Consider the following 15,482-nt stretch of genomic DNA (forward strand, 5'->3'; position numbering starts at 1 on the left):
AGCAGTCACGGCCACGGCTTGGCAGATCCGGGTTTTCGGTGTCAGCGCAGCGCCTTCCGGCCTCAGTAGAACGCAGGCGATCCCCGACGTAATACTAGATACTCGGGACAACCCGCCGTCGGCACGCAGAAATTATCCAGCGGCAAACTGCGAGTAGGACAGATCATCCTACAATGAGTGATCCGCTCGTGGGGTCCGCCCGTGGGCTGATACGATTGCTCGGTCGGAGACCTGTATGTCTTTCACGCCTTTTTTCGGAGCACCGATTCGATTCCGGCAAGGTGTGCCGCGACCACGACGCTCATGACGGCATCACGACCGGGACCGACGACTGGATCGTGGTCCCATCGCAAAGCCGATCCTCCTCTCGACGTGCCCGGCACCGCCTGCTGCCAGATCTCAAGGAATGCTTCATGAAACTGTTAGAGAACACCAGAATCACGACCAAGATCGTCGCCATGCTGGCGATGCTGGGTTTGTTGACCATCGCCGTGGCGTGGGTCGGCTCAAGCCAGATCCGCAATACCGATGCCGTCTATTCGGCTCTCACCAAGCAGTTGACGGCAACAATTAAGCTGACTCAGGTCAACCGGCGCCTCTCGGTGATGACCGGCTCCGCGTATCAGTCGGTGGCGTACGATGGCGCCAGCGTACTGGCGAAGGCAGCCGGGGTAGCCGAGAAGGAAGCGTATGAAAGTGCGCTGCCGCGGATCGCCTTTGCCGAAAAGATTTTCCCGGACAAAGCGGCTGATTTGGCCGATTTCGGCTCTGAACTATCAGCCCTCCATCAACTGACCAACGAAGCGGTCGCGCTTGGCATGGCGAATAAAAACGACGCTGCGCTTAAGGTGGTGCAACAGGCCGATATCGTTGCAACCCGGTTTTCCAAGAAGCTCACCGCGTTCAACGAAGCCCTTATTGCCTCTTCCACGGCGACGTCCGATAAACTCAGCAACACTGCACTGGCAACCTCGTGGATGGTGATGGTCGCCAGCATCGTCGGCACAATCGTCGTCATGGGCTTCAGTTTCCTGGTGGCGCGCGCCGGAATTACCCGCCCGCTCGAAAATCTGCGCGGAACCATGGCGCGTCTCGCCACGGGGGATACGAACATCGAGGTGATATGTGCCATCCGCGGTGACGAAGTCGGCGAGATGGCCAAGACCGTTGTCGTCTTCCGTGACGCTGCGCGCGACCAGGAAGCGGCCGCCGCTGCCAAGCTCGAAAACGAAGCCCAGCAACGCGATGTCGTCGAAACCGTATCGGCCAGCTTGGCAAGCCTTTCAGATGGTGATCTCACCGGCGATATTCACAAGCAGTTTCCGCACAATTTCGAAGACCTGAAAACCAACTTCAACGGTGCTCTGCTCAAGCTGCGCGGGTTGATCGGCGGCGTGACGCAAAGCGCTGATGGCATCCGCACCGGATCGAACGAGATCGCTCAGGCATCCGAAGATCTGGCGCGTCGCACCGAAGGCAACGCAGCCAGCCTGGAGGAAACGAGTGCCGCGCTCGTGCAGATCGATGGCCGGCTGAAGGCGACCGCTTTGTCCTCGACGCAAACGGTCTCACGGGCAGACCAGGCGATTGCCACGGTGGGCGGCGGTCGCGCCACAGCCGAGGAAGCGGTACAGGCGATGGGTCGCGTCAGTGACAGCGCCAAGGGCATCGACAGCGTGATCGAGGGACTCGACAAGATCGCGTTCCAGACACGCGTCCTTGCAATGAACGCTGCCGTCGAAGCGGGTCGTGCCGGTGACGCCGGTCGCGGTTTCGCGGTCGTGGCCGATCTGGTCTCGGCGCTGGCGATGCGTGCAGAAGAGGAAGCCAAGCGCGCTCGGGATCAGCTCACGCTGACACAGACGGACATCGTCACTGCGGTTCAGGCTGTACAGCGGGTCGACGGTGCACTTGCCAATATCTCGAGCGATGTCGGCGAAGTTCACAAGTTGCTCGGCACGATGGCGGACGATGCCGCGGCGCAATCCTCGGCGATCACGCAAATCTCGGCGGCGATCGGCGCGATGGACCAGTCGACTCAGCAGAATGCCGCGATGGTTGAGGAAACATCCGCCGCTGCCCGGAACCTTACTACCGAAGTCACCGCACTGTCCGATCAGGCCGCGATGTTCACAGTCGACAGTGGCTCGTCCGGACGTCGACCGCAGGTGAGTCAGGTCGTCCAGCCGATGCCATCCAAACCCAAGAAAACGGCCTCGGCGCCCTACCGCTCCCCCGTTGCCGCGCTTGCGGCGAATGGGAAGCACAGCGCGCCAGTCTCGGCCGGTGCGGATGACTGGAACGCGTTCTAAAGGAAAGGACGCCCGCCCCAGCGACGTGGCGGCAGGCACTCAAGTGCGACAATCGTACTGCAAAAACGCCCCATCTTCGCAGAAGATGGGGCGTTTTTGCGTTATCGAAAAACTATAGTATCGGACTTGTACCGGGCAAACAGCGTAGCGTGCCTGTGTGCCCCCCTCCGAAGACTCAACCCGGGTTGCAGGGCGGATGACCCACGTCCGATCCGGGGGATCTCGCCGTCGACGGTAGCGCAAGACACTACCCAGATCCCGCCGATTACAGATCAGCAATCAAGGAACGGCGGCGATCCATGCCATCGCACCGTACCGACCTCCCCCCGTCGAGGCGCCGCGGCGCGGACATGTCGGCAGCCATGTGCGCTGAACAAAGAAAAACCGGAGGCCGCATAGCGACGTCCGGCTTCTAGATTGATCAGAAAAATGGAGGACGGGCGTCGCGAGTCCATTTCGGACGACAGCGTTGGCTCCAACGGTCAGCGGAAACGATCAGTCAAACCGCCCTTATCGCCGCAAACACTTGGGGTGCGGCGGGCCCTCGATACGGGCTACACTCGCACGCCCAACCACGAAGGCCCGGGGTCCGGACCATGACTCCTTCGGTAAAAGCGCGGGACAAGGCTCAGTTTGGAGCGCCGACGCCTGTCAGCCCGTCGATCATGTCACGGTTGACCGCAATCAAATCATCGATTGATTCCCGACCAGCAACGACGTCGCTCGTGAACTGGTCGACCCAGAGCGCGAGCGAGATGATGCTCGCGCGCAAACCATCGGGCAGCGTGTTTCCGACCGTTCCACACACTGCAGCAAACGTCCCCCACACTTCACGATTGCGATGCAGAGCGGGCATCAACGCGCCCCGTACTTGCCCTGCATCCCTCGCCCGGATCATGTCACTGGTAATTTCCAGCATCAGCCGGCGTTCCGCCTGGCGAGGCGTTTCCACGATGGTACGCGCGCGGTGATAGGCGTGGAGCGACATAGCAATTCCTCTAGCTGATCCCCTATTTTAGCGGATTTTCAGCAGAAACCATATCCATGCACTGCTGAACTCTATCCTATAATGACAGGGACGCTGGTGCCGTATCGGGCGACCGGCACTGGCAGGAAGTCTATTGCATGAACGACACGATCCTTGCCGGCGATGTAGCACGCGCGCTCGATGGCCGGCCGGACATCCAGGTCCTGTCGCTCGACTGTTTCGATACGCTGCTGTGGCGAGACACCCACGCCCCGAGCGACGTTTTCCGCGCGCTCGACGGCCCCAACCCGATGCAGCGGATCTGGGCGGAGCAGCGAGCACGTACGGCGTCCTTGCTGCGGCATCGCCGGACCGAAGTCGGCATTGCCGAGATTTACGCCGAACTGCTGCCGAATGCCGACATCTCGGAGCGCGCGGCAATGGTTGCGCAGGAACTTGCTGCGGAGGCGCGGCATTGTTTCGGCTTCGCACCGGTCATCGCGCTGATGCGAACGGCCCGGGCGCGCGGACTGACGATCGTCATTGTCAGCGACACGTATCTGAATTCGACACAGCTCGGCACGTTGATTGCGCAAGCCGCCGGCGAGGAAGTGCGCGCACTTATCGATCGCATTTTCTGTTCATCGGAGTTGGGCGTATCGAAGGGTGACGGCCTGCTGGATCGCGTGGTCCAGCAATTGGGTGTTTCACCACAGCACATCCTGCACATCGGCGACAACCGCAACGCTGATCTCATCGGGGGGCAGAAAGCCGGCGTACAAGCGCTGCACCTCAGGCAATTTACCGCGACGACCGAGCAGCGGCTTCGGCTCGAAGCCGCGACCGGCGCGCTGATCCACGTCGGCACAACGGCCGAAGACAGGAACAGCCAGCCGCACCGCGCGACGATCGCGATCGGCGAACCTGGCGTCAATGATCCTGCCGAGCGGCTCGGCTACACGACCATCGGTCCACTGCTTCATGGCTTCGCGCATTGGATTGCCAGCGAAGCGGATACGCTGCGCGCAACGACGTCTGGCCAGGTGCATATGCTTTTCCTGATGCGCGACGGGCATCTGCCGAAGCTCGTATTCGACGTAGTTCACCCGGATGGAACCGTCAGCCACGCGACTGAGATTAGCCGGTTTACCGCAACCGCCGCGTGTTTCCGCAGCGAAGCCGATGTATTGCGCTACCTAGAAGCGGAGATCGTGTCGGATACCGAAGCGGTCCTGAAGCAATTGCTGTTCACCTCGCACGAGATTGTCGCGATCCTGCGCGACCTCCCGACCGGCGCCGGCGTTCCTGCGCTGGTCCGTGTCATCCGTACAGCCCCGCGCATGAAGCGCATCCTCGAGCGGTCGCGTGCCTTTGCAGACCGATTGATCCGATACCTGCGCGTCACCGTCGCCCCGACCGAGGGCGACGTGCTGATGCTCGTCGATCTCGGCTACAACGGATCGGTCCAGAACAAGATCGACGAGATGTTGCGTGCAAGGCTCACGGTCGGGGTCGCTGGCCGCTATCTGCTGTTGCGAGAACAGGACATGCCGGGGCTGGACAAGAGGGGTTTCATCGCTGCGGACCATTACGATGCCAACACGCTAGAGGCGCTGTCGGGCAACGTCGCCGTACTCGAACAGCTCTGCACCGCTGCGCAAGGTTCGGTGATCGATTATACGGTCGATGGCCGTCCCGTTCGCGCCGCCAACGCAATCAAAGGCGCGCAAAGCGCAACTCGCGACGCGGTCCAGGAAGGTACGATCCGCTACGCACGCGATAGTGCCGGGGCGATCGTAAGGCGGACCGATACGGTCGACATGGCGAGCTTACGCAGTTCTGCTGTCGCCGTGCTGGCGCGTTTAATGTTCCTGCCGATGCCGGAAGAGCTCGCGGTGCTTGCGCGATTCCAGCATGATGTGAACCTCGGGATCGACCATGTCGTTCCACTGTTCGATCCCGACATCGCCAGGCGCGGTCTGCGCCAGCGCGGCCTGTTCTACATGCGCGGTGCAGAACGGATGTATTTACCCGCGGAGCTGCACGGCGAGGGGCTCGCCGTCAAACTGACGTTGCTGGCGCACAAGCGCTTCGGCCTCGGTCTCAAATACGCCGATTTCATCGACCAGACGATCACCCTTCCCATCCTGATCGCAGATGGTCGAACGGTCGATACCGCCACGATCACCGCGACACCAACGCACGACGGCTATTTCGTTGCGCCGATCCCGATCGACGACTGCCGCTTGTCGATCGGGCTGCAATTCGGCCGGCTCTACGAATGGCTTCAAGTCGACAGCGTCGTGTTCATGCCGGTGGACCGGTTCCTCAGCGAGCGGCAGCGTTCCGGACTGGAGGAAGTTGTCGCCGTGCCCACGCTCGAAGGCATGGAGCAGGCCGCTCCGCATCTGTATCGATGTGAGGACGACGCGGCGTTCATGATGATCCCGCCGCCGTCGCGCCGCGATGCCCGCGCGATGATGCTTGCGGTCGTATTCCGCCCGATCGCGCCCCGCGCCGCCGCATCCCCCCTTGCAGCGACACCTTCCGCTGTCCTCACACAGGCTATTTCATGAGCAATTTGCTGATCCATTCCATGTCGGAATTTTCTGACCTGATCCTCGGTAGCCTTACGATCGCCGGGGCGAAGCACATCGTCGAAATTGGCGCGGAATTTGGCGGCATGTCGCAACGGCTTGCCGACCATGCCGCCGCAGCAGGGGGTCGGCTCACGAGTGTCGATCCCGCGCCGCGCGCCGAATTCATTGAATGGGCGCGGACCGCGCCAGGCGTGACCCATCTTGCCGCGCCGAGCCTCGATGTCCTTCCCAACATGCGCGACGTCGATGCCTGGGTAATCGATGGGGACCATAATTACTTCACGGTTTTGCACGAACTCGAGGCGGCTGATGCTGCCAGCAAGCGGGACGAAAAGCCGCTGCTCGTATTCCTGCACGACGTAAGCTGGCCCGCCGCGCGGCGCGACATGTATTATGCACCCGAGCGGATCCCCCAGGCCTTTCGTCATCCGCATACCTTCGGTGCCGGCACGATGCTGGATCGCGCCGACCTCGTTCCCGACCGGGGATTTCGCGGCGGCGAGGGCTGGGCGATGGCCGACCATATGGGCGGTCCCCGCAACGGCGTGCTGACGGCGATCGAGGACTTCCTTGAAGGGGCACGATCGACTGGTCGAAGCCTCGCATGGGCGCATGTCCCTGCAGTCTTTGGCCTCGGCATGGTGTTCGATGGCGATGCGCCGTGGAGCGCTGCCGTCGCGGAACTGGTTGCGCCGTTCCACGACAACACGTTGCTCGCCGCAATGGAGCTCAACCGGCTGCGCAATTACATGAAGGTCATCGAATGGCAGGATAACGCGCCATAGGCCGCGTGCCAGATAGAATTGTCCGCACCACACGCCTCACCACCCGCCTCTCCTATAATAAATATAGATATTGGCTAGTTCGGAGTGTCTCAGCGCGTCATGTTCAACGGTGTCGGTTTTCTTCTCATCCTAGGATGTGTCTTCGGCAGCTTCCTGATGTCGGGCGGCAAGATGGCCGTAATTCTGGAAGCATTGCCGCATGAATTGCTCGCCATTGTGGGCGCTGCGATCGGTGCCTTCATCGTCGGTAATTCAATGGCGACGGTGAAGCAGGCGGGCAAGGGCATCTTGCGCGCGTTCAAGGGCTCGCGCTGGAAACAAAGCGATTATCGCGACCTGCTCACGATGTTGTTCGGATTGCTCAGCACCTTCAAGAAAGGCGGCGCAACAGGGATTGAACCCCACCTCGACAACCCCGCCGAGAGCAAGCTGTTCATGCCGTATCCACGCCTTCTGACCGACCATCATCTGATCGAGTTCATCTGTGATTACTTGCGGATGATGACCATCAATTTCGAGGATCCTCACCAATTGGCGGAGGCGATGGAAAACGATCTCGAGAAGCATCACGCCGAAGAACTGATGCCGCAGCTAGCGCTGCAGACGATGGCCGACGGCCTTCCTGCAATCGGCATCGTCGCCGCGGTGCTGGGGGTAATCAAGACCATGGCGTCGATCGATCAGCCGGTGGAAGTACTCGGCGCGATGATCGGTGGCGCGCTGGTCGGCACCTTCCTTGGCGTGCTGCTCGCTTACTGTCTGGTCGGGCCGCTCGCCTCGAAACTGCTCAGCATCGTGGACGACGACTGCAAGCCGTTCACGATCGCGAAGACCGCAATCCTCGGCCATGCCCACGGGCTCCCAACTCAGGTCGCCATCGAGTGCGCACGGCGGATGGTCCCGTCGGACTTCGCACCTTCTTTCCAGCAACTCGAGACCACACTCGATGAGGCAAAAAATGACCTTAATGCTTTCCCCGCCTGACCCCTCCCTCGAGGTCGATGCCGAACCCGGCGTGATCATCCTGACCGGCCACGGCACCACCGTAACCGCCGACGCGCTGCGCACCCAATTCGTGATCGCGTCCGATTGCGCCGCGACGACCGCGATCGACGCATCGGAAATGCTGAGCGTCGGCCAGGCAGTGTTGCAATTGCTCATCGCCGCACGCCGCGACGCGGCGCTGAACGACCACCCGTATCATTTCACCGCCGCCAGTGCGGCTTTCACCGAACGCGTGCTCGGCTGTCAGCTCGCCGATGCAATCGGCCTCGATGCCGGAAAGGACATTTCCCTGTGAGCAAGCTCATCCTCACCGTCGATGACTCGGCCAGCATGCGAATGCTGCTCAAGACGTCGCTAACTGCGCAAGGCTTTCGGATCGAGAGCGCCAATGACGGCGCACACGGGCTGGAACGGATGCACGATGTGGTCCCCGACCTGTTGATCACCGACATCAACATGCCGAAAATGGACGGCTTCGAGCTGATCGAAGCGGTTCGCGCGGTCGCGCAGTTCCGTGGCACCCCGATCCTGGTGCTGTCGACCGAATTCTCCGACGAGAAGAAAACCCGCGCACGCTCCGCCGGGGCGACTGGCTGGATCACCAAGCCATTCGATGCCGAAAAGCTGGGGGCGGCGATCCGCCGCGTGTGCCCGTGAACGACGAACTCGACGAAATCCAGGCAATCTTCTTCGAAGAATGCACTGAGGGGCTGGCGGTCGCTGAACAGGGACTGTCCGCCATGGCCGCCGGTGATGTCTCGAAAGAGGTGATTGCGGGTGTGTTTCGCGCCGTCCATTCGATCAAGGGCGGTTCCGGCGCGTTTGGCCATGCCGCCTTGCTGGCCTTCTCGCACTGTTTTGAAAACGTGCTGGACGAGGTCCGCAGCGGCAAGATTCCAGCGACCCCAGACGTCACCAAGGTGATGCTGACCGCGTTCGATATCCTGGCCGATCATGTCGCGGCCGCGCAGGGCACTGCGCCAACCCCAGCCGACAGCGCGGCGCTGGCCTTGCTCGAGGAAGTACTTGCCACCAAGGCAGGCGCGGTACCGCCTGTCGCCGCCACCGCGGTCGTACCCGAGCCCGCAAGCGACCAGTTCGGCTTCACGCCCGTCATCGCACCGATCGAGGATTTCGATCCGTTTGGGTTCGAGCCGGTCGAAATGGTGCTGGACGATCTTGAAGACGCCGTACCGTTACCCTGGACGGTACGGTTCGGTCCATCGCGTGCTGCGCTTGCCAACGGCGCCGAGCCGTTGCTCAGCGTCCGTGAAGTCGAACGCCTGGGCGGCGCGATCGTCTCGGTCGACAGTTCGGCGCTCCCGACGCTGCGCGAGCTCGATCCGGAAGACAGTTATCTCGTCTGGATCCTGTCCGTACCGGGCACGATCGAGGAAAGCGCGATCGCCGAATGCTTCGATTTCGTAGCACCGGATTCGCTTGTCGAGATTACCCGTGATCTCGCGCCCGTCGCGGCAATCGCGGAAGCGCCCACAAAGGTCGAGACACCCCGCCTGGTCCTGGTGGAAAAGGTCGACGTGCCGGTTGCGATGGCGACCACCGCCGCGCCACCCGAAGCACGCCCGATGGATGCAATCCAGCAAACCATTCGCGTCGACCTCAACAAGCTCGACATGCTGCTCAACCTGGTCGGCGAACTGGTGATCCGCGGGTCGATCCTGTCGGATCGGTTGTCGCCGGTCGATCAGGAACGAGTCGAACTGCCAGAACTGGCTCGGCTGACTCGCGAGATCCAGGACAATGTCATGTCGCTGCGCGCGCAGCCAATCCGACAGGCATTCTCGCGTGTGCCGCGCATGTTGCGCGATCTGGGCGTCGAAACCGGCAAGCAGGTGATCCTGGAGATCAGCGGCGAGACCACGGAAGTCGACAAGGGCGTGATCGAGAAGATCGGCGATCCGTTGACCCATATGATTCGCAATGCGGTCGATCATGGAATCGAAAGTCCAGCTGAACGGATCGCCGCGGGGAAACCTCCTGAAGGACTGATCACCCTGTCCGCGGAGCAGAAAGGTGCGCGCATCTTCGTGCGCGTCAGTGACGACGGCAAGGGTATCGATCGCGTCCGCGTCAAGGCGAAGGCAGTCGAAAAGGGCATCATCCCGGCCGATGGCGTCATGTCTGACGAAGAGATCGATCAGCTGATCTGCGCGCCCGGTTTCTCCACGGCGGAAACCATCTCGAGCATTTCTGGTCGAGGCGTCGGGATGGACGTGGTGCGATCGAACGTCGAAGCGTTGGGCGGCCGGGTGGACATCACCTCCGTACCGGGCGCCGGTACCAGCTTCACGATGATCCTCCCGCTCACGCTTGCAATCCTCGACGGGATGATCGTGCGCCTGTCCGGACAACGCTTCGTCCTGCCGCTCGCCAATGTCATCGAGACGGTCCGGCCCGAACCCGGCCAAGTCCGCGCAATGACGCCGAGCAGCGAAGTGATTGAACTGCGCGGCGCCTATCTCCCCGTCAAACGCCTGACCGATCTGTTCGGTTTTGTCGGCGAAGACCGGCGCAGCCCGGAGGAATCGCTCGTCATCATCGTCGAGAGCGAGACCGCCGGGAATGTGGGCCTGATGGTCGATACGATCGACGACCGGCGCGAGGTGGTGATCAAAAGCCTTGAGCAGAACCTCCACCCGATCCGCGGTCTCGGCGGCGCCACCATCTTGGGGGACGGCTCGATCGCGCTGATCCTCGACATCGACGCGCTGGTGTCCTCGCCAGGACAAATGGTTTCGAAATTCCCCCTGAAAGGATTGGCGGCATGAGCACTCTAAACACTCCCGACGAACGCAAGATCGTCACCTTCTCGCTTGGGCAGCAGATGTTCGGCATCGACATGAAGGCGCTGATCGAAATTCGCGAATGGGAAGAGCCCACCCCGCTCCCCAGCGTGCCGGCCTACATCAAGGGCGTTACCAACCTGCGCGGCACGGTCGTTCCCGTGGTCGGCCTGTCCGAGCGTCTCGGGTGGACGCCCAGCGTACTGCATTCACGCTCCTGTATTCTGGTCGTAACGATCGCGGGCAAGCAGGCCGGCTTCCTGGTCGACGAAGTCGCCGACATCATCTTGATCAAGGCGAGCGAAATCCAGCCGGCGCCCGAAGTCGAGATCGGCGAACAGAACGTCATTGCCGGTCTGATCCAGGTCGCGCCGCGGGCGCAGGAAGGCGCCACGATCGTCGAGGGTGCCGACATGGTGCTGTTGCTTGATCTCGATGCGCTCAACCTGACGCGTCACCTCGATCTGGCCGCGTGATGCAGGACGTCGCGCCACGCGTGGATCCCGGTGGGCTGAAAGCGTCGGTCTCGGCCGAACTCGGCAGTGCCGAGTTCGCCGTGATCGCCCGGATCATGCAAACCGATGCCCGCATTCACTTGACGACCGCCAAGAGCACGTTGGTTCAGTCGCGATTGAGCCGTCGGCTTCGCGACCATGGGCTGACGACCTTCCGCGACTATGTGCGCCTGGTCGAAGCGGATGCCACCGAACGCGCGGCAATGATTGTCGCACTGACCACCAATCACACGCATTTCTTCCGCGAAAATCATCACTTTGAACATCTCCGCAACACCACGCTGCCATGGCTGCAGGATCGTGCGCGCCGTCAGCCCGTTCGGATCTGGTCAGCAGGCTGCTCCAGCGGCGAGGAAGTCTATACGATCGCGATGTGCCTGCTCGGGCAGGATCGCAACACGGCGGGCTGGTTGCGCCAAGGCGACGTTCGCCTGTTGGCCACCGATCTGGCGCCACATGTCGTCGAAAGCACGCAGCGCGGCGTCTATTCCGCGGAGACGGTCGAGCCGGTCCCGGCGGCTTATCGCACCAGTTGGATGCGCCCCCACGGCGCGGACTTCGTGATGGCGGAAGACGCGCGGGCGCTTGTGACGGCGCGCGTTCTCAACCTCTTCCACGAGTGGCCGATGCGACAGCAATATGACGTCATCTTCTGTCGCAACGTGATGATCTATTTCGACGATGCGGCAAAGGCCGAGCTGGAGGCGCGCTTCGTGTCAATGCTTGCCCCCGGTGGGTATCTCTACATCGGCCATTCGGAACGCCTGATCGGTACCGCCGCAAACGGCATGACCAATTGCGGCCAGACGATTTACGTCAAGCATGGAGGAACGGCACAATGAGCGGTCCTCCCGTCAGGGTCCTGATCGTCGATGACAGTGCATCGATGCGGGCTGCGCTCAATCGTATTCTGTCCTCCGACCCCGAAATCGAAGTGGTCGGCCTTGCGCCCGAACCGAGCGCAGCGCGCGCCATGATCAAGGATCTCAACCCCGACGTTCTGACGCTCGACATCGAGATGCCCGGGATGGACGGCCTGTCCTTCCTCGAACGGATCATGCGGTTGCGGCCAATGCCGGTAGTGATGTGCTCGACGCTGACCGCCCGCGGAGCCGAAGCGACGATCGAGGCGCTGCGGCTGGGTGCGGTGGATTGCATTGCCAAACCAACCGGCAACCCGCTTGAGATCGCCCGCGACTCCGCGCGACTGTGCGCGACGGTAAAGGCCGCCGCGCGATCGACTGTGCGACGGGCGCCAGACGCGATCGTCCCGGTCACGTCGGGCGCTCCGGGATCGCTACGCGATGTCGTGATCGCAATCGGTGCATCGACCGGCGGGGTGGAGGCGCTCTTTTCGATCCTCAAGGCCTTGCCAGCCGATTTCCCGCCGATTCTTGTCGTCCAGCATATGCCGGCGGCGTTCACGCCGGGCTTCGCGGCGCGTTTGCACAAGGAATGCGCGCTGCGCGTCACCGAAGCGCAGGACGGCATCGCGGTCGAGCGCGGCAACGTTTATATCGCCCCAGGCGGGCTGACGCATATGGAGCTCATGGGCGGCGTTCACGGTCGCATAAAGCTTCGCGCGACCGATCCCGTGGGCGGGCATCGCCCTGCCGTGGATGTGTTGTTCCGCTCGGTCAGCCAGATTGGCGCCGCCGCAATCGGGGTGGTGCTCACCGGAATGGGTGCGGATGGCGCCGAGGGGTTGCTCGCGATGCGCACCGCCGGTGCCCGCACGCTCGGCCAGAGCAAGGAAACCTGTGTCGTCTACGGGATGCCCCGTGCTGCGTTCGCCTTGGGCGCGGTCGGGCGCGAAGTCGACCTGTCCGCAATGCCCGAGGCTATCCTCGGCGCTTGCCGCAAATAAGTTTGGGAGCGATCAATGCCAGCCGCAGCTGCAATCAAGGTGATGGTGGTCGACGATCAGACCAGCATGCGCGCAATGATCCGTCGGACCCTTCAGGATCTGGGGTTCAAGGATATTCGCGACAAAGCGGGGCCCGTCGAGGCGCTCGGTGCGATCCGCGCCGACCGCGTCCACCTGATCATATCCGATTACAACATGCCCGACATGGACGGACTCCAGTTCCTGGAAGAAGTCCGCAAGGATCCGGTGATCGGGAAAACCGTGTTCATCATGCTCACCGGCTCTGCCGATCGCGAGATCGTGCAGAAGGCGGCGGTGCTGGGGGTCAACAATTACGTCGTAAAGCCATTCTCCGCTGCCGCGCTCAAGGAAAAGATCGAGCGCGTCTTCGGCGAGCTGACCTGATCCGATGCGACGCGTCTCCATCATCCAGGGTGAAAATCACGTTTCCGGAGAACCCGACGTCGTCATTTCGACGTTGCTCGGGTCGTGCGTCGCAGTGTGCCTGCAAGACCCGGTCAACCGGGTCGGCGGAATGAACCATTTCCTGCTCGGCGAACCGGGCAAGGACGATATGGTCCACCACCGCGACATGGCCCGCTACGGCGTGCACGCGATGGAATTGCTGATCAATGAACTCATGCGCCGTGGGGGCATACGGTCGCAGTTGCGCGCGCACCTGTACGGCGGTGCCAACATCATCGCGGGACTGGGATCGATCGGCAGCAGCAACGCCGCCTTCGCGCGGCGTTTCATGGAAACCGAAGGCATCGCCATCGGTCATTGCGATCTCGGCGGCACCCAGGCGCGCAAGGTCGAATTCGTACCCTACGAAGGTAAGGCGCGATCGCGATCTGTCGCGGAAATCCCCAAGATCATCGCGGCGCCAGTCATCCTTGCCAGCAACGATGGCGATCTTGAACTCTTCTGATGCCTTCGCTGTCCCCCATCCCTTTCCATACTCCCGAACAGGCCCTTTAGAGCATGGCACATATCGATGACCTCGCCGCTTCGCTCTACGTCGCGATCGCGGCCGAAATCCGGGACATGCGCGTGCTGATCGAGCATCTCGCGGACACCCTCGTGTCCGACGAGGCGTTTGCCATGGCCTATATGGAGCAACTCCAGACTTTCGATCTGGTGATTCAACGGGCCGACGAAAGCGCCGATCTCATCGACCGCATGGCGGGTGGATCGGGGTCGCTGGATGCGATCAGCAAGGTCCGCCTTGGTGCGGTGCAGGAAAAGCTGCGTTCCGCGCTGTCGATCGCCGCCTGATCCGCGATGGCCATTCCTCCCAAGGCGAACCAACGCCCGATCATCATCCGCAAGGTCAAGAAAGGCGGTCATGCGGCGCACCACGGCGGCGCGTGGAAGGTTGCCTATGCCGATTTCGTGACGGCGATGATGGCGTTTTTCATGCTGCTCTGGCTTCTCGCCAATCCCGACAAGGAACGTTTGAAGGGCTTGGCCGAATATTTCTCGCCCGCCTCCGCCAACAGTTCCCCCTCGACGACGCTAACCACCAACCCGGGCGACCAGCCCGGCCTCGGCGGTCGCACGCGGCGCGCGCAGGCCGATAGCAAGGCCACAACCGGCCAGCCCTCCGCCGAAAGCGCGAAGAGCGGGATCTCGCGGGGCGGCACCGCCAACATTCCGGACGCCTCCATGCGGGTGATGGCGCAGGAAATGCGCGTCGCGCTCGAGGCGGCGCCGGCGGCACAGGATGCCAAGGACAGCATTCGCGTAGAACCCGAACGCGACGGGGTTCGCATCAGCTTGATGGACACCGCGCAGCGATCGATGTTCGTCGGCGGCACGGCAGTGCTCAACCCGTTCGCCAGCGCGATGCTCGGGGAGGTCGCCCGCAAACTTGCGAAATCCGGCGCGCAGATCGCGATCGAAGGCCATACAGATTCGCTCGGAGGCCAGAGCGCGATGAACTGGCGGCTATCCGCGGACCGCGCACTGGCCGCACGGTCGGCGATGCTCGCGGCGGGGCTCACCCCGGACCGGTTCGCCGAAGTCGTCGCCTTGGCGGGGACACAACCGATCTATCCCGGTGAACCCGGCCGAGCCGAAAATCGCCGGATCACGATCGTTGCGCTGGGGGCGGCACCGACGCTGCCCAGCGATTCCAGCTTCAAATTCTGATCGGAACGAAGGTGAAAGCGGCTTTCCTCATCCCCTTGCTCCTCGTGGCCGGCGTCGGCCTTGGCGGCGGGACCGCTTTCGGCGTCCACCAGTTGCTGCCGTCTCCGGCGACGGCGGCCACCGCGCCGGTGAAAGCCGCCCCGGTGTTCGTACCAACGGGAAAGATCCTTGCCCCGCTGGTCTCCACCACGGGGCGCTTGTCCGGCTACGTCTCGTTCGAGGTTCAATTGGAAACCGAAGAAAGCGACGCGGCTTTCGTAACGGCACGTCTGCCGCTGCTGCTGGATGCGATCAACATGCGCACCTTTCGAGCACCGATGGCGAGCGGGCCGGACGGCATGCTTCCGGATCTCGCGGTGTTCCGCAAACTGGTGACGGCCTCCGCGAGCGAAGCCTTCGGCATGAACAAAGTTCGCCGCGTCGTGATCATGCAGGCCACACCAGCGTGATGGCTCACCTTGCCAGCCATCATG

At 62.3% G+C, this 15,482-nt stretch carries 16 protein-coding genes; 15 read left to right on the plus strand and 1 reads right to left on the minus strand.

The annotated features are described in order from the left end of the window. Positions 1–173 precede the first annotated feature (173 nt). Complete coding sequence (locus QBJ92_RS09820; protein WP_277969510.1) at positions 174–2,312, plus strand: methyl-accepting chemotaxis protein; 2,139 nt, start codon at positions 174–176, stop codon at positions 2,310–2,312. 628 nt (positions 2,313–2,940) lie between these two features. On the opposite strand, the gene QBJ92_RS09825 is transcribed toward QBJ92_RS09820, so the two are convergent. After that, on the minus strand, positions 2,941–3,300 hold the full coding sequence (locus QBJ92_RS09825) for a flagellar biosynthesis regulator FlaF (protein WP_277969511.1): 360 nt from the start codon (positions 3,298–3,300) through the stop codon (positions 2,941–2,943). A 137-nt stretch (positions 3,301–3,437) separates the two neighbouring features. Between QBJ92_RS09825 and QBJ92_RS09830 the strand changes: the two genes are divergently transcribed. The 14 genes from QBJ92_RS09830 to QBJ92_RS09895 all read left to right on the plus strand — a co-directional run bounded on the left by QBJ92_RS09830 (position 3,438) and on the right by QBJ92_RS09895 (position 15,458). Then, positions 3,438–5,855 carry an HAD family hydrolase gene (locus QBJ92_RS09830; protein WP_277969512.1) on the plus strand — a complete coding sequence of 806 codons (2,418 nt, stop codon included), beginning with the start codon at positions 3,438–3,440 and terminating at the stop codon, positions 5,853–5,855. Then, on the plus strand, positions 5,852–6,664 hold the full coding sequence (locus QBJ92_RS09835; RefSeq protein ID WP_277969513.1) for a class I SAM-dependent methyltransferase: 813 nt from the start codon (positions 5,852–5,854) through the stop codon (positions 6,662–6,664). Before QBJ92_RS09830 ends, QBJ92_RS09835 begins: the two co-directional genes overlap by 4 nt. Positions 6,665–6,763: 99 nt before the next feature. Next, positions 6,764–7,648, plus strand: coding sequence for a flagellar motor stator protein MotA (gene motA, locus QBJ92_RS09840; RefSeq protein WP_277969588.1), 885 nt, complete (start codon positions 6,764–6,766; stop codon positions 7,646–7,648). After that, entirely contained in the window at positions 7,623–7,964 is a 342-nt protein-coding gene (locus QBJ92_RS09845; protein ID WP_277969514.1) for a hypothetical protein, read from the plus strand. Before motA ends, QBJ92_RS09845 begins: the two co-directional genes overlap by 26 nt. Next, positions 7,961–8,326 (plus strand): response regulator, encoded by a 366-nt coding sequence (locus tag QBJ92_RS09850; RefSeq protein WP_277969515.1) that lies wholly within the window; start codon positions 7,961–7,963, stop codon positions 8,324–8,326. The genes QBJ92_RS09845 and QBJ92_RS09850 overlap by 4 nt, the downstream gene beginning before the upstream one ends. Further along, the gene (locus QBJ92_RS09855) at positions 8,323–10,458 is read left to right on the plus strand and encodes a chemotaxis protein CheA (RefSeq protein WP_277969516.1); all 2,136 of its coding nucleotides are present in this window, start codon (positions 8,323–8,325) and stop codon (positions 10,456–10,458) included. Before QBJ92_RS09850 ends, QBJ92_RS09855 begins: the two co-directional genes overlap by 4 nt. After that, positions 10,455–10,949: a chemotaxis protein CheW gene (locus QBJ92_RS09860; protein WP_277969517.1), complete on the plus strand. Its 495-nt coding sequence runs from the start codon at positions 10,455–10,457 to the stop codon at positions 10,947–10,949. Before QBJ92_RS09855 ends, QBJ92_RS09860 begins: the two co-directional genes overlap by 4 nt. Next, positions 10,949–11,830, plus strand: coding sequence for a CheR family methyltransferase (locus tag QBJ92_RS09865; protein WP_277969589.1), 882 nt, complete (start codon positions 10,949–10,951; stop codon positions 11,828–11,830). The genes QBJ92_RS09860 and QBJ92_RS09865 overlap by 1 nt, the downstream gene beginning before the upstream one ends. Then, positions 11,827–12,855, plus strand: a complete 1,029-nt coding sequence (locus QBJ92_RS09870; protein ID WP_277969518.1) for a protein-glutamate methylesterase/protein-glutamine glutaminase — start codon at positions 11,827–11,829, stop codon at positions 12,853–12,855. The genes QBJ92_RS09865 and QBJ92_RS09870 overlap by 4 nt, the downstream gene beginning before the upstream one ends. A 15-nt stretch (positions 12,856–12,870) precedes the next feature. Next, positions 12,871–13,260, plus strand: coding sequence for a response regulator (locus QBJ92_RS09875; RefSeq protein ID WP_277969519.1), 390 nt, complete (start codon positions 12,871–12,873; stop codon positions 13,258–13,260). A gap of 4 nt (positions 13,261–13,264) precedes the next feature. Further along, the gene (locus QBJ92_RS09880; RefSeq protein WP_277969520.1) at positions 13,265–13,786 is read left to right on the plus strand and encodes a chemotaxis protein CheD; all 522 of its coding nucleotides are present in this window, start codon (positions 13,265–13,267) and stop codon (positions 13,784–13,786) included. Between the two features lie 53 nt (positions 13,787–13,839). Continuing rightward, positions 13,840–14,133: a hypothetical protein gene (locus tag QBJ92_RS09885; protein ID WP_277969521.1), complete on the plus strand. Its 294-nt coding sequence runs from the start codon at positions 13,840–13,842 to the stop codon at positions 14,131–14,133. A gap of 6 nt (positions 14,134–14,139) precedes the next feature. Continuing rightward, a complete protein-coding gene (locus QBJ92_RS09890) occupies positions 14,140–15,009 on the plus strand; it encodes a flagellar motor protein MotB (RefSeq protein WP_277969522.1) in 870 nt (289 codons plus the stop codon). A gap of 11 nt (positions 15,010–15,020) precedes the next feature. Beyond that, positions 15,021–15,458, plus strand: coding sequence for a hypothetical protein (locus tag QBJ92_RS09895; RefSeq protein WP_277969523.1), 438 nt, complete (start codon positions 15,021–15,023; stop codon positions 15,456–15,458). Positions 15,459–15,482: the final 24 nt, after the last annotated feature.

The sequence above is a fragment of the Sphingomonas echinoides genome, assembly GCF_029623395.1.
Classification (GTDB): Bacteria; Pseudomonadota; Alphaproteobacteria; order Sphingomonadales; family Sphingomonadaceae; genus Sphingomonas; species Sphingomonas echinoides_A.